Here is a 13,153-nt window from a genome sequence, read left to right on the forward strand (position 1 = left end):
TCCCGCAGGGAAGGATCGCGTCCCGACCGTCGGGAATCCGACTACTTCTCTCGCGGCCGACGGAGTTACCGTTCACCCATGAGCGCGCCGCAGTTCACCGTCACCCGCAATCCTGCCCCGGCGTCCCCGCAGCGGCGCGCCCAGGTACTGGCCGATCCCGGCTTCGGCCGGCACATGACCGATCACATGGTCACCATCCGGTACACCGAGGGCACCGGTTGGCACGATCCGCAGGTCGTGCCGTACGGGCCGCTGACCCTCGATCCGTCGTCGATGGTGCTGCACTACGGCCAGGAGATCTTCGAGGGGCTCAAGGCCTACCGGCAGCCGGACGGCTCCGTCGCCCTGTTCCGTCCGGAGCAGAACGCCCGCCGCTTCGCCGGGTCCGCCCGTCGGCTGGCGATGGCCGAGCTTCCCGAGGAGCTGTTCCTCGCCTCGCTCGCCGAGCTGCTGTCGGTGGACTCGGAGTGGGTGCCCGCCGCCGGCGGTGAGGACTCGCTCTACCTGCGTCCATTCATGATCGCCACCGAGGTGGGGCTCGGCGTGCGGCCGTCGTCGGAGTACCTGTACGCGGTGCTCGCCTCACCGGCCGGGCCGTACTTCTCCGGCGGCGTGCAGCCGATGGACGTCTGGCTGGAGACCGAGTACACCCGGGCCGCGCTGGGCGGCACCGGCACCGCCAAGTGCGGCGGGAACTACGCGGCGTCGCTGCTGCCGCAGTCGGTCGGCGCCCAGCACGACTGCGCCCAGGTCGCCTACCTCGACGCCGAGGAGCGGACCTGGATCGACGAGATGGGTTCGAACAACCTGTTCTTCGTCTTCACCGGCCCCGACGGCGCCGTCGAGCTCGCCACCCCGGACCTGCGCGGCGCGGTGCTGTCCGGCATCACCCGGGACTCGCTGATCACCGTGGCCCGGGATCTGGGGATCGGCGTGGTGGAGCGCCGGATCGCCGGCCAGGAGTGGCTCGGCGGGGTCGCGAGCGGCGTGCTCACCGAGGTGTTCGGCTGCGGCACCGCCGCGGTGATCACCCCGATCGGCACCGTGAAGCACACCGGGGGCGAGGTGACCGTCGGCGACGGGAAGCCGGGCCCGGTCACGCTTCAGCTGCGCGAGGCGCTCACCGCGATCCAGCGGGGCGCCGCACCGGACCGGCACGGCTGGATGCACACCATGGTGCCGGCCCCGGCGTCGGTCTGAGATCACCGCTCCGAGAACACTGGTCTGGGAGCACTGGTCTGGGATCACGGGTCCGAGGCCATCGGTCGTGGAGCGCCGCGTCCGCAAGGCGGGCGCGGCGCTCCACAGCGGTTGCTCGGAGCACAGCTGTTGACCAAGGCACAGCTGTTGACCAGCGGACGGCGGTTGACCCAGCGCACTGCGGCCCGATCGCAGCCCGGCGCCTGATCAGAGCGCGGCGGCCAGCACGACCAGGACGGTGGTGGCCGCGAGCGTCTCCGCGGCACCCAGGACGTCGCCGCTCATCCCGCCGAACCGGCGACGGGTGTGCCGGGCCAGCCCCGCCACGAGCAGCGCGGCGGCCAGCACCGCGCCCACGGTGACCAGCACGATCCCGGGCCCGGTCAGGACCCCCGGGAGCTCCGCGGCGTCGCCGGGGAGGTAGTCGGCGTAGCGCCGGGCCCCTCCGGCCGGGTCCACCGCGGCCACCAGGGCCGTCGCACCGAGCCCGGTCAGCACCGTCCACCACAGCGGGGCCACCCAGGCCGGCTGCGAGCCCGCGACGGTGGCACCCAGCCCACCCGGCCGGGCCGCCGGCGTCCCACGGCGGGCCACCCAGCAGAAGCCGGCCCGGCCGACCGCTGCGGCGAGCGCACAGGTCACCAGCACCGCCGCCGGTGGGGCCGAGGACAGCTGGGCCAGCGCCGCGGCCTGCCCGCCCAGCACCACCACCAGCGTGACGACGGCGAACGGGCCCGCGCCGCCCTCGGCCATGATCCGCAGCGCCCGCTCCGGCGGCCCGTAGCTGCCGAGCCCGTCGGCGGTGTCGGCCACTCCGTCCAGGTGCATCCCGCGGGTCGCGAGCGCACCCGCGCCCACCACGAGCAGGCCCGCGACCAGCGGGGACGTCCCCAGCGCGGTGAGCGCGAGCAGCAGCGCCCCACCGGCCAGGCCGAGGCCGATCCCGACCACCGGTGCCCATCTCAGCGCGGCCGCCGGGACCCCGGGCGGGAGACCGCCGTCCGGATCGGTGCCGACCCGGACCGGGAGCACGGTCAGCCAGCCGACGGCGAGCCGGAGCCCGGCGAGCGGCCCCGGGGCCCGCCCGCCGTCCCCGGTCACCGGGCGGCGCCCGCCGCGGCCGTCGCGTCACCGGGGACGACGCCGGTGTCCTCGGCGGTCGCCGTCTCACCCAGCAGGCGGGCCGCGGTGGTCAGCAGCGGCAGCACCGCGACGCCCGCCGTGCCGTCCTCGGTGCGCACCGCGAGATCCAGCACCGGGGTCAGCGACAGGTGCTCCAGCACCATCCCGGCGGCCGGCTCGGTGGAGGGCTGCGCCGCCAGCCACCACTGTTTGGCGCCGGGCGCGAGCTCCTCGGCCATCAGCGCGGCGGCACCGACGGCGACACCGTCGAGCACCGTCGGGACCTTCCGCTCGGCGGCGCGGGCGAGGAATCCGGCGAGCACGATCAGATCGGTGCCGCCGACGGTCCGCAGCAGCGCCAGCGGATCGCGCAGGTGCGGACGCGCCCGGCGCAGCCCGTCCCGGATCACCACGGCCTTGCGCATCCAGGCCCGGTCGTCGATGCCGGAGGCGCGACCCACCACGGCCACCGGCTCGGCCCCGGTGAGCGCGGCGACGAGCGTCGCGGCCGGGGTGGTCGCCCCGACCGCCAGGGTGGCCGGCACCAGGACGTCCGCCCCGGCGTCGATCTCCTCGTCGGCGAGCAGCCTGCCGGTCCGCCATGCGGCAGCGGCGTCGTCGTCGCTCAGCGCGTCCTCGCGGTCGATCCGGCCGGTGCCGCGAACGACGCGGTGACCGGTCTCGACGCCGTCGGCGTCCCGGTTGAGCCCGACGTCGACGGTCCGCACCGACGCTCCGGCCGCCCGCGCGGCGACGGTGACCGGGAGCCGTCCGGCTGCGGCGGCCGCGGCCCGGGCGGCGGACACCTCCGGCGGGTAGGCGGAGACACCGTCGGCGGCGACGCCGTGATCGGCGGCGAGCAGCAGCACGCGGGCGTTCACCGGCGGCCGCGGCGGGCACTCGCCCTGGCAGGCGGCGAGCCAGACGCCGAGCTCGCCGAGCCTGCCCAGCCCGCCCGTGGGCAGCGCGAGGCCGTCGACGAGCGCGACGGCGGCCCGCCGGGTCCGCAGATCGGGCCGACCGACGGCGGCGGGCGCGGAGGGGCGCTCGACGGTCTCCGGGCCGGTCACCGACGCGGCGGACGAGCCGGTGGGCGGGGTGACCGCACCGGGGACGCCCGCCGGGGTGCCGGCGACGTCGCCGGCCGGATCCGCCACCTCGGAGCCCGGGGCCACGGTGTCGGGGCCCGGAGCCGCGGCATCGGAGCCCGCGGCATCGGAGCCCGCGTCGGCGGGGCCGGGAGCGGCGGGGGACGCCTCGGCCGGGGCCGGACCGGTGACCGGGGCCGCAGTCGTCGCAGTCGTCGAGGTTGGCGCAGTCGTCGAGGTTGGCGCAGCCGTCGCAGTTGGTGCAGTCGTCGAGGTTCCCGCAGTCGCTGCGGTCGCCGCGGCACCGACCGCGGCACCCGTCGTAGCCGATCCGGCGCTGTTCGCCGCGGGCCCGGCCGCGCCGGAGCGGTCGCGCTCCGGCGCCGGAAGCCGCAGCGCCCGCCCGGCGACGACCAGCACCGTCTCCGCGCAGACCTCGGCGAGCGCGGCGTTCAGCCCGCCCAGCAGGTCCCGGAACAGTCGCCCGGAGGCGGACTCGGGAACCACACCCAGCCCGACCTCGGCGGAGACCAGCACCACCGGCCCCGGTGCCCCGGCCACTGCCGTGACCAGCGCGTTCACCAGCTCGTCCACGCCGGGCAGCGCGGCGGGCCGGTCCCAGGCACCGGCGTCGTCGAGCACCCCGGTCAGCCAGGTGCCGAGATCGTCGACGAGCACCGGGCCGGGTGTCGCGAGCGCCGCGGCGAGCGCACCGCCGGAGACCTCCTCGGTCGTCCAGGCCGGCGACCGGCGGGCGACGTGCGTGGAGATCCGGGCGTCCCACTCGGCGTCGCCCTCGATCCGCCGGCCGGTCGCCAGGTACCGGACGGGCACGTCCGGGCCGAGGATCTCCTCGGCATGGCGCGACTTGCCCGACCGGGTGCCTCCGATGACGAGCGTTGCGTTCATGCCGCACATCGTGTCGCACGCCTGTGGCGCGGCTTCCGGAAGGTCACCTCCGGCGCCGCGACGCCGGTCGCCGCCCCCGGTGGTGACCCGGCAGGCGGGGTCCGGTCAGGGGTTGTCGCCGCGCTTCACGCGCGGCTTCGGCACCCGCATCCGCCGCGGCTGGGTCGCCCGGGAGAACGCGTACCAGCCGGTGCCGAGGCCCCGGATGTCCTCCTCCGGGAACTTCTCCCGCGCCTTGCGCAGCACCTGGTAGCCGAGGAACGTGCCCTCACCGACCATCACCGCCAGCATCAGGAACGTGAACATCGTGACGTACTGCTGGATGATCGGGTTCTGGATCAGCGCGGCGACCAGCACCAGCGCCGCCAGCGGCAGGAACAGCCCGATGACGTGTGGCCGGGAGTCGACGATGTCGCGCACGTGGGCCCGCACCTTGCCGCGGTCGCGGGGGAGCAGCACCCGGTCGTCGCCGGCGTCCATCCGGCGGCGGCGCTCCGCGGCCCTGGCCCGGCGGTCCTCCTTGGACGGCCGGTTCGCCTTGGCCAGCTTCGCCGCCTCACGCTGGGTGCGCGGCGGGGGCGGGGCGGGGCCGCGGCGCTTGCCCTCGGCATCACGGCGCTTCGGCGTCGCCCGGCCCTTACCTGCCGTGGCGTGCGGACGCGACTGACCGTCGGCGCCCTCGGCCCCGGCGCCGTCAGCGCCCTCGGCGGCCGCGGTGTCGACCGCGGTCTGCCCGGCCTGGTCGGAGCTCTCGGAACGGCGCAGGAACCTCACAGCCCTCACAATACGGGCCCCGGCTAGCCTCGCCCGCATGCGGATCGTGGTTGCCCCGGACTCCTTCGGCGGAACGCTCAGTGCACGTGAGGCGGCCGAGGCGATCGCCGACGGCTGGCGACGGTCGGTGCCGGATGCCGACCTGCGGCTGGTGCCGCTCGCCGACGGTGGCACCGGCTTCGCCGAGGTGCTGCACACCGCGCTCGGCGGCACCGTGCACGAGCTGGAGGTGACCGGTCCGCTCGGCGACCCGGTGCAGGGCTCCTGGCTGCAGGTCGGCGACACCGGCTACCTGGAGTGCGCCTCGGCGTGCGGGTTGCACCACGTCGCGCGCGAGGACCGGATCCCGGAGGTCGCCCGCACCGCCACCACCTACGGCGTCGGACAGCTGCTCGCCGATGCCCGTGACCGCGGCGTACGGACGGTCGTCGTCGGACTCGGCGGATCGGCCACCACCGACGGGGGCGCCGGGATGCTCGCCGCACTCGGTGCGACGCCGGTCGACGAGGACGGCCTCGCGCTGCCGCACGGAGGTGCCGCGCTGGCGCTGTGTGACCGCCTGGACGGGACCCCGGACCTGGGCGGGATGCAGCTCGTCGCGGCGTCCGACGTCGACAACCCGTTGCTCGGCGAGCACGGCGCGGCGGCGGTGTTCGGGCCGCAGAAGGGCGCCGACGCCGGCACCGTCGCCGAGCTGGACGCCGCGCTGGGCACCTTCGCCGGGGTGCTGGCCGGCCTGGCAGGCCGGGAGATCCGCGACGACGCCGCGGCCGGTGCGGCCGGCGGGCTCGGCGCGGCACTGCTCGCGCTCGGCGCCCGGGTCGAGTCCGGCGCCGGACTGGTCAGGGGACTGGTCGGGCTGGACGCCGAGCTGGACGCGGCCGCCGGGGCCGGCGGGCTGGCGGTCACCGGGGAGGGCAGCTTCGACTGGCAGTCGCTGCGCGGGAAGCTGATCACCGCGGTCGCCCGCGGCGCCGCGGACCGGGGGATCCCGTGCGTGGTGCTGGCCGGGCAGGTCAGTGTCGGGCGCCGGGAGGCCGGCGCGGCCGGTGTCGACGCCGCGCACGGTGTCGCCGACGAGCTCGGGCTGGACGCGTCGATGGCCGATCCGGCGGGCACTCTCGCCGAGCTCGCGTCGAGGGTGGCGCCGCAGTGGAACCGGTGAGACGGTGACGGTCGCCACGCCCACGCTCGCCGAACGGGGGTTCGCCACCGGGCTGGACGCCCGTCGGGCGACGTAGTATTGAGCTGAGGAAGAGCGCCGCCGGGGAACACGGCGGACCCGCACGTTGTTGGGAGAGCCATGACCGTCGAGAACGCTGTGAACGCCGGAAGCGCCGCCACCGCGGAAGAGACCCACGGTGTGGAGCTGACCGACTCCGCCGCCGTGAAGGCGCGCACCCTGCTCGAGCAGGAGGGCCGCGATGACATGCACCTGCGCATCGCGGTGCAGCCGGGAGGCTGCGCCGGGCTGCGCTACCAGCTCTTCTTCGACGACCGTTCGCTCGACGGCGACCTGTTCCGTGACTTCCAGGGACTGAAGGTCGGCGTCGACCGGATGAGCGCGCCGTACCTGCTGGGCGCCACGATCGACTTCGTCGACACCATCGAGAAGCAGGGCTTCACCATCGACAACCCGAACGCCGGCGGCTCCTGCGCCTGCGGCGACAGCTTCAACTGAGGTCTACGTCACCGGCATCTTGCCTGGTGAAAGCACCGCACGGGCCCCGTCAAGATCGCTTCGATCATGACGGGGCCCATCTGCGTGACGTAGGGTTCGCTCCGTGCCTATTGCCGTGACGGGATCGATCGCCTCCGACAACCTGATGCACTTCCCGGGGAAGTTCTCCGAGCAGATCCTCGCCGAGCAGCTCGACCGGATCTCGGTCAGCTTCCTGGTCGACGACCTGACGGTCCGCCGGGGCGGGGTGGCCGGGAACATCGCCTTCGCGCTGGGTGTGCTGGGTCAGAACCCGGTGCTCATCGGGGCGGTCGGAGCCGACTTCGCCGAGTACAAGAAGGTGCTGGACGACCTGGGCGTCGACACGTCCGGCGTCTCCACCCACGACGACGTGCACACCGCGCGGTTCGTCTGCACCACCGACGACGACATGCGCCAGATCGCCTCCTTCTACACCGGCGCGATGGCCAAGTCGAAGGAGATCGAGCTGGCCCCGATCGCCGAGCGCGTCGGCGGGTTCGACCTGGTGCTGATCGGCGCCAGCGACCCGGAGGCCATGGTCCGCCACACCGACGAGTGCCGCGAGCGCGGCTACCCGTTCCTCGCCGACCCCTCGCAGCAGCTGGCCCGGATGGAGGGCCCCGAGGTGCGCCGGCTCGTCGATGGCGCCACCTACCTGGTGACCAACGACTACGAGTTCGAGTTGCTCCTGAAGAAGACCGGCTGGACCGCCGAGGAGGTCGGCGCCAAGGTCGGCACCCGGATCACCACCTACGGTGAGAAGGGCGCGGTGATCGTCGAGTCCGGCGGCGCCGAGACCTGGATCGACGTGGTCCCGCCGACCGAGCAGGTCGACCCGACCGGCGTCGGCGACGCCTGGCGCGCCGGGTTCCTCACCGCGCTGAACGGTGGCCTGCCGCTGGAGCGCTCCGCCCAGCTGGGCGCGCTGATCGCGACCTACGTGCTGGAGTCCGACGGCCCGCAGGAGTGGACCTGGGACCGGGATGCGGCGCTGACCCGGCTGCGCGACACCTTCGGTGACGTCGCCGCCGACGAGCTCCGCGCGGTCCTGCCCGCCTGAGTTCCGCACCCGTGACACCCGACCGGCCGGTATTCGCGACCCCGCGGATGCCGGCCGGTTCGCTGTCCCGACCCGCGACCCGCGACCCGCGACCCGCGACCCCACCCGGCCCGGCCCGGCGGCCGGGTCCGGCCCCGCGCCCCGGCCACCGGCGTGACCGGGAAGAGGCGGGTCCGGCCGTGTTCCGGAGGCGGTGCGTGTGCCTCGGCGGATGCTGCCGGTCCTCGGATGGCAGCGGTCCTCGGATGACAGTGGTCCCTCGGATGACAGTGGTCCCTCGGATGACAGCGGTCGCCGGGTGAGAACGGTCGCCGGATGACGGCGGTCGCGTCGCTACGGCGGGAGTACCTGCGTCTGGGCGCCGGCGAACTCGCCGCCGCGTTCGTCTTCGCCGTGGTCGCTGTCCCGGCCGCAGCCCGGCTCGGGACCGGTCCGGCGCTGTGGGCCGCACTCGCCGGGCTGCTCGCGATCCTGCTGCACGCCGGCGTGTACTGGCTGCTCGCCCGGCAGCGGATCCCCGGCGGGCGGATGGGGCCCCGGGAGGCCGCCGGGCACCGCGCCGCCCGTGCCGGCAGCGCGCTGCTGCTCGCTGCCGGGCTCGGCGGGCTGCTGGCGTGGTGGCCGCCGAGCCCGGGTGCGGCGCTGCTGTGCCTGGGGGTGTGGCTGTTCGGCGTCGCCGAGTACGTCAACTACCACCTGGTGCGGCTGGCGTACGCGCCGCACCGGTGGCTGCACGGGATCCGCAGGCGCAGCGTCCCGCGTCTGTGCCGCGACCTGAGCCGGGTCAGATCTTGACCGGGTAGGTGGGGGTCGGCACGTCCGGCACGATCCGCCGCTCGACGAAGATGCCGTGCCAGATCAGGAACACCAGCACCGCCCAGATCCGCCGCGAGTGGTCGACCGGACCCTCGCGGTGCGCGTCCAGCATGCGGTGCACGGCCTGCAGGTCGATCAGGTGCCCGGCACCGGAGTTCTGCAGGATGTCCCGCGCCCAGGCGTACATCTCGTCGCGCAGCCAGTGCCGGATCGGCACCGGGAAGCCGAGCTTGGGCCGGTTCAGCACGTGCGGCGGGATGATCCCCTCGCAGGCCCGGCGCAGCGCGTACTTCGTGGTGCCGTTCGAGCCGTGGGTGATCTTCTGCGACTGCGGCAGCGACGAGGCGATGTCGAAGACCTCGGGATCGAGGAACGGCACCCGCAGCTCCAGCGAGTGCGCCATCGTCATCTTGTCGGCCTTGACCAGGATGTCGCCGCGCAGCCAGGTGAACAGGTCCACGTGCTGCATCCGGGCGACCTGGTCCCAGTCGTGCGACGCGAAGTAGTGCGGAGCCGTGACGTCCTGGTGCGACACCCGGGGGTCGTAGCCGCGCAGCACCTCGTGCAGCTGGTCGTCCCGGAAGATCCGCGCGTTGCCGTAGTAGCGCTGCTCCAGGCTCAGCGAGCCGCGGCGCAGCAGGTCCTTGCCGCGCATGCCCTCCGGCATCCGCCGCGACGCCCGGCGCATGATCGGCTTGAGCGTGCCGGGAACCTTCTCGAACGGGGCCAGCGACAGCGGCTCCCGGTAGATCGAGTACCCGCCGAACAGCTCGTCGGCGCCCTCGCCGGACAGCACGACCTTGACGTGCTCGCGGGCCTCCCGGGCGATGAACCACAACGGGACGAGTGCCGGATCGGCCACCGGGTCGTCGAGGTACCAGATGATGAGCGGCAGCGACTCCATCATCTCGTCCGGCTTGACCGTGCGGACCACGTGCCGGACGCCGATCGCGGCGGCCGACTCGGCGGCCACGTCGACCTCGGAGTAGCCCTCGCGCTCGAACCCGGTGGTGAAGGTGATCAGGTTCGGGTTGTGCTCCTTGGCGAGCGCCGCGATCGCGGTCGAGTCGATGCCGCCGGAGAGGAACGCGCCGACGGTGACGTCCGCGCGCATGTGCTTGGCCACCGAGTCGCGCAGCACGTCGGCGATCTCGCCGTGCACGATCGCCTCGGCCTCGGCGCTGGCCGGGGCGTGGCTGGGCAGCGAGATGAATTTCGGCGCGAAGTAGCGCTGGTGCAGCGGCTCCTCACCGGGCCGGACCGTCACGTGCGTGCCGGACTCGACGCGGGAGATCATCCGGTGCAGCGACATCGGCTCCGGCACGTACTGCAGGGTCAGGTAGTGCTGCAGCGCGGCGGGCTCGAGGTCCAGGCCGATGCCCAGCTCGCCGGCCAGCGCCAGCAGCGACTTCTTCTCGCTGGCGAACGCGGTGCCGGTCGCGGTCGTCGCCAGGAACATCGGCTTGATGCCGAACGGGTCGCGGGCGAGGAACATCTCGCGCTCGACGGCGTCCCAGATGGCGAACGCGAACATCCCGCGCAGGCGCTGCACGGCGTCCGGGCCCCAGTAGTGGAAGGCCGCGACGATGACCTCGCCGTCGCCCTCGGTGGCGAACGCGGCGTCGTAGGTCTCGATCAGCTCCTCACGGAGCTCGAGGTAGTTGTAGATCTCGCCGTTGAAGACGATCGTGTACCGGGTGTCCTCGCCGGGCACCGGCCCCCAGTGCAGGGGCTGGTGCGAGTGGTCGACGTCGATGATCGACAGCCGGTTGAACCCCAGCACGAGATCGTGGTCGTTCCACGTCGCGCCCTCGTCGGGGCCGCGGTGCCGCGCACAGCGCAGCGCGTCGGCAATCGGCTCGACCCGGTTGGCGGCGTCCGCCCCGGCGGTCAGCAGTCCCAGCAGTCCGCACACGAAAGCCAGTATGACGAGTCATGCGGACGGGTCGTGCGCGCCCCGGGGCGTAGCGGTCTTTTTCCTGCGAGACTGCCTGATTTCCTCCGTCCGACCGCTGCGGCGCGCCGCAGCCCGGTCGCCCCGGTGCAACGACCCCGGAGGACGCGCGGCGAGCGGCCTTCGTCTAGTCTCTACGCGAGGTCGAAGACGGTGCTCCATTCGAGTGGGTGTTGCCGTCCCGGCCGTTCCCGTGGTGACGGCAAGGCAGGAAAGAACGTGCTGGCAGTGCGGCTGACGCAGGAGACGACAGGAAGGCGGCGCGCAGTGGCCCGAACAGAAGGCCGCTCCCGGATCGCCCGGGCGGCGATGGTCGGGATCGCGGGCGTGCTGGCTGTGCCGGTGCTGTCCGGCTGCTCGGTGGAGGAGGTCCTCCGCTTCGGTTGGCCGGTCGGGGTCACCCCCGAGGCCGAGGCGATGCGGAACCTCTGGACATGGTCCTCGGTCGCCGCGCTCGTCGTCGGCGTCATCACCTGGGGCGTCATGTTCTGGGCGATGATCTTCCACCGCAAGCGCAAGGACGACGACGGCTCGCTGCCCCGCCAGACGCAGTACAACCTGCCGGTCGAGCTCGTCTTCACCGCCATCCCCACGGTGATCGTCGCGGTGCTGTTCGGCTTCACCGTGAACGTGCAGAACTACGTGGACAAGGACGAGGCGACCGCGGGCGGTCCGGCCGACGTCCGCGTCGACATCGTCGGGTTCCAGTGGAACTGGGAGTTCTCCTACCCGGACGAGACCGGGGCGGACGGGCAGCCGGTGAGCACGCTCGGCACCAGCGACGTGATCCCGATCATGGTGCTGCCGACCGACCGCTCGATCGAGTTCACCCAGCGCTCGCCCGACGTGATCCACTCGTTCTGGGTGCCGGAGTTCCTGTTCAAGCGTGACGTCTTCCCGTTCCCGGAGCGGAACGACCAGGACAACACCTACGTGATCGACAACATCGACACCGAGGGTGCGTTCGTCGGCCGGTGCGCCGAGCTCTGCGGCACCTACCACTCGCAGATGAACTTCGAGGTGCGTGCGCTCGAGCCCGCCCTCTACGACCGGTACATCCAGCTCCGCAAGGAGACGAACCCGGCGACCGGTCAGTCGTACAACGCCGGTGAGGCGCTGCAGGAGTTGAACTGCGGCGAGTGGTGCGCCCCCGAGGCGATCACGACGACGCCGTTCCCGACCGACCGTGGCCAGCTGGCCGCGCAGGCCACGGGCTGAGGGGGAGAACGACTCATGAAGATCGAGTCCCGGATCTTCGAGATCTGCACCGGGTTCTTCATCATCGCCGCGCTGGCGTACATGTTCATCGCCCAGGAGGTCGTGGGTACGACGGCGCTCTGGCTCACGGCCGGGCTGTCGCTGATCATCGGCACCTACTTCCGGTTCGTCTCGCGCCGGCTGGAGGAGCGGCCCGAGGACAACCCGGACGGAGAGATCTCCGACGGTGCAGGCGACGTCGGCTTCTTCTCGCCGGGCAGCTACTGGCCGCTGGGTGTGGCGGCCGCCGCCGCGCTGACCGCGATCGGGCTCGCCTTCTGGTACGCCTGGCTGGTCGTCGTCGGGGTGACCCTGATCCTGATCGCCGTCGGTGGGCTGGTGTTCGAGTACCACCGGGGCGTCGCCCACCACTGATCCCGCGTCCACCAGCGCCCCGCCCGGCATCCGCCCGGCGGGGCGCTGGTCGTTCCGGCCCCGCCCCCGCCGCACTCCCGCCCGCCGCCACGATGCGCCCCCGCCCGGCGGCCCGTCCTGCGCTGGGTTCGCACGGGTTCATCGGGCTCGCACGGGGTTCGAACCCGTGCGGATGGGTCGATCCCGTGCGGATGTGGCTGGGGTGGGGGCGGTCGCCCGAGCGCCGCCCCGCGCCACGCCGGTTCCTGTGTTGCGCCGGTCCCGTTGCGCGCCGGGCACCTCGCCCGGGGCCGGGCCTCGCCGGCACGTTCCGCCTCGGTTCGCACGGGTTCGCTGCGCTCGCACGGGATCCGTCCTCGTGCGAATACAACGAACTCGTGCGGACGTGGGTGGCGGTGCGCCTGGTTTCCGCGTGCCAGCTGCGTGTCGCGCCGAGGCCATCGTGCCTCGTGCCTCGTGCCTCGTGCCTGGCCAGGCTCGGTGTCGCGCCGCGCCAGGCCGGGCCTCGCCCGGCGCCCAATGCCTCGGTCTCGGCGCTGATCTCGGCCCCGGCCCGTCCGGCGCCGGGCTCGCACGGGTTCGCTGCGCTCGCACGGGATCCGACCTCGTGCGGATCCGCCGATCCCGTGCGGATGTGGGTGCGCCCGGTTCCCGGGCGCCGCGCGCCTCGCCTCGCGCTGCGCTGGGCTGCCGCGCGCCGCGCCGCGCCGCGCCGCGCCGCGCCGCGCTGCGCTGGGCCGGGCCGGGCCGGGCCGCGTTGCGCTGCGTCGCCTCGCGCCGCTTCCCTCCGTCCCGCACCGACGTTCGCACGGGTTCATCGCGTTCGCACGGGATCCGACCCCGTGCGAACGCAGCGACCCCGTGCGAACGGGACGACCCCATGCGAATGCGCCCGA

11 protein-coding genes are annotated in these 13,153 nt (G+C 73.7%); 7 read left to right on the forward strand and 4 right to left on the reverse strand.

Translation table 11 applies throughout. From position 1 onward, the window contains the following. Positions 1 to 78 precede the first annotated feature (78 nt). The gene (locus Pdca_RS12265) at positions 79 to 1,200 is read left to right on the forward strand and encodes a branched-chain amino acid aminotransferase (RefSeq protein ID WP_085914898.1); all 1,122 of its coding nucleotides are present in this window, start codon (positions 79 to 81) and stop codon (positions 1,198 to 1,200) included. A gap of 207 nt (positions 1,201 to 1,407) precedes the next feature. Here Pdca_RS12265 and Pdca_RS12270 read toward each other — a convergent pair whose 3' ends face one another. From Pdca_RS12270 to Pdca_RS12280, 3 genes are all read right to left on the reverse strand, one after another. Beyond that, complete coding sequence (locus tag Pdca_RS12270) at positions 1,408 to 2,301, reverse strand: adenosylcobinamide-GDP ribazoletransferase (RefSeq protein WP_085914897.1); 894 nt, start codon at positions 2,299 to 2,301, stop codon at positions 1,408 to 1,410. Next, positions 2,298 to 4,319 (reverse strand): bifunctional adenosylcobinamide kinase/adenosylcobinamide-phosphate guanylyltransferase, encoded by a 2,022-nt coding sequence (locus tag Pdca_RS36845; protein ID WP_085914896.1) that lies wholly within the window; start codon positions 4,317 to 4,319, stop codon positions 2,298 to 2,300. The genes Pdca_RS12270 and Pdca_RS36845 overlap by 4 nt, the downstream gene beginning before the upstream one ends. Positions 4,320 to 4,424: 105 nt before the next feature. Beyond that, positions 4,425 to 5,093 carry a DUF3043 domain-containing protein gene (locus Pdca_RS12280; RefSeq protein ID WP_085914895.1) on the reverse strand — a complete coding sequence of 223 codons (669 nt, stop codon included), beginning with the start codon at positions 5,091 to 5,093 and terminating at the stop codon, positions 4,425 to 4,427. Positions 5,094 to 5,130: 37 nt separating this feature from the next. Between Pdca_RS12280 and Pdca_RS12285 the strand changes: the two genes are divergently transcribed. The 4 genes from Pdca_RS12285 to Pdca_RS12300 all read left to right on the forward strand — a co-directional run bounded on the left by Pdca_RS12285 (position 5,131) and on the right by Pdca_RS12300 (position 8,650). Then, positions 5,131 to 6,258, forward strand: coding sequence for a glycerate kinase family protein (locus Pdca_RS12285; protein WP_085914894.1), 1,128 nt, complete (start codon positions 5,131 to 5,133; stop codon positions 6,256 to 6,258). Between the two features lie 138 nt (positions 6,259 to 6,396). Further along, positions 6,397 to 6,774 (forward strand): HesB/IscA family protein, encoded by a 378-nt coding sequence (locus tag Pdca_RS12290; protein ID WP_085914893.1) that lies wholly within the window; start codon positions 6,397 to 6,399, stop codon positions 6,772 to 6,774. A 145-nt stretch (positions 6,775 to 6,919) separates the two neighbouring features. Continuing rightward, on the forward strand, positions 6,920 to 7,855 hold the full coding sequence (locus Pdca_RS12295) for a carbohydrate kinase family protein (RefSeq protein WP_085914937.1): 936 nt from the start codon (positions 6,920 to 6,922) through the stop codon (positions 7,853 to 7,855). A gap of 315 nt (positions 7,856 to 8,170) precedes the next feature. Beyond that, positions 8,171 to 8,650, forward strand: a complete 480-nt coding sequence (locus Pdca_RS12300) for a hypothetical protein (RefSeq protein WP_085914892.1) — start codon at positions 8,171 to 8,173, stop codon at positions 8,648 to 8,650. Here Pdca_RS12300 and asnB read toward each other — a convergent pair. Continuing rightward, positions 8,640 to 10,586: an asparagine synthase (glutamine-hydrolyzing) gene (gene asnB, locus Pdca_RS12305; protein WP_085914891.1), complete on the reverse strand. Its 1,947-nt coding sequence runs from the start codon at positions 10,584 to 10,586 to the stop codon at positions 8,640 to 8,642. The genes Pdca_RS12300 and asnB overlap by 11 nt on opposite strands. Before the next feature lie 348 nt (positions 10,587 to 10,934). Between asnB and ctaC the strand changes: the two genes are divergently transcribed. Beyond that, complete coding sequence (gene ctaC / locus Pdca_RS12310) at positions 10,935 to 11,843, forward strand: aa3-type cytochrome oxidase subunit II (RefSeq protein WP_085914890.1); 909 nt, start codon at positions 10,935 to 10,937, stop codon at positions 11,841 to 11,843. 15 nt (positions 11,844 to 11,858) lie between these two features. After that, a complete protein-coding gene (locus Pdca_RS12315) occupies positions 11,859 to 12,257 on the forward strand; it encodes a cytochrome c oxidase subunit 4 (RefSeq protein ID WP_085914889.1) in 399 nt (132 codons plus the stop codon). Positions 12,258 to 13,153 lie beyond the last annotated feature (896 nt).

This window comes from Pseudonocardia autotrophica (assembly GCF_003945385.1).
In the GTDB taxonomy this organism is placed as follows: domain Bacteria; phylum Actinomycetota; class Actinomycetes; order Mycobacteriales; family Pseudonocardiaceae; genus Pseudonocardia; species Pseudonocardia autotrophica.

Excerpts from the sequence above, each read along its gene's own strand:
- Pdca_RS12265 (WP_085914898.1), top strand. The coding sequence starts at position 79 with ATGAGCGCGCCGCAGTTCACCGTCACCCGCAATCCTGCCCCGGCGTCC.
- Pdca_RS36845 (WP_085914896.1), bottom strand. The coding sequence starts at position 4,319 with ATGAACGCAACGCTCGTCATCGGAGGCACCCGGTCGGGCAAGTCGCGC.
- Pdca_RS12285 (WP_085914894.1), top strand. The coding sequence starts at position 5,131 with ATGCGGATCGTGGTTGCCCCGGACTCCTTCGGCGGAACGCTCAGTGCA.
- Pdca_RS12290 (WP_085914893.1), top strand. The coding sequence starts at position 6,397 with ATGACCGTCGAGAACGCTGTGAACGCCGGAAGCGCCGCCACCGCGGAA.
- Pdca_RS12295 (WP_085914937.1), top strand. The coding sequence starts at position 6,920 with ATGCACTTCCCGGGGAAGTTCTCCGAGCAGATCCTCGCCGAGCAGCTC.
- Pdca_RS12300 (WP_085914892.1), top strand. The coding sequence starts at position 8,171 with ATGACGGCGGTCGCGTCGCTACGGCGGGAGTACCTGCGTCTGGGCGCC.
- ctaC (WP_085914890.1), top strand. The coding sequence starts at position 10,935 with ATGGTCGGGATCGCGGGCGTGCTGGCTGTGCCGGTGCTGTCCGGCTGC.
- Pdca_RS12315 (WP_085914889.1), top strand. The coding sequence starts at position 11,859 with ATGAAGATCGAGTCCCGGATCTTCGAGATCTGCACCGGGTTCTTCATC.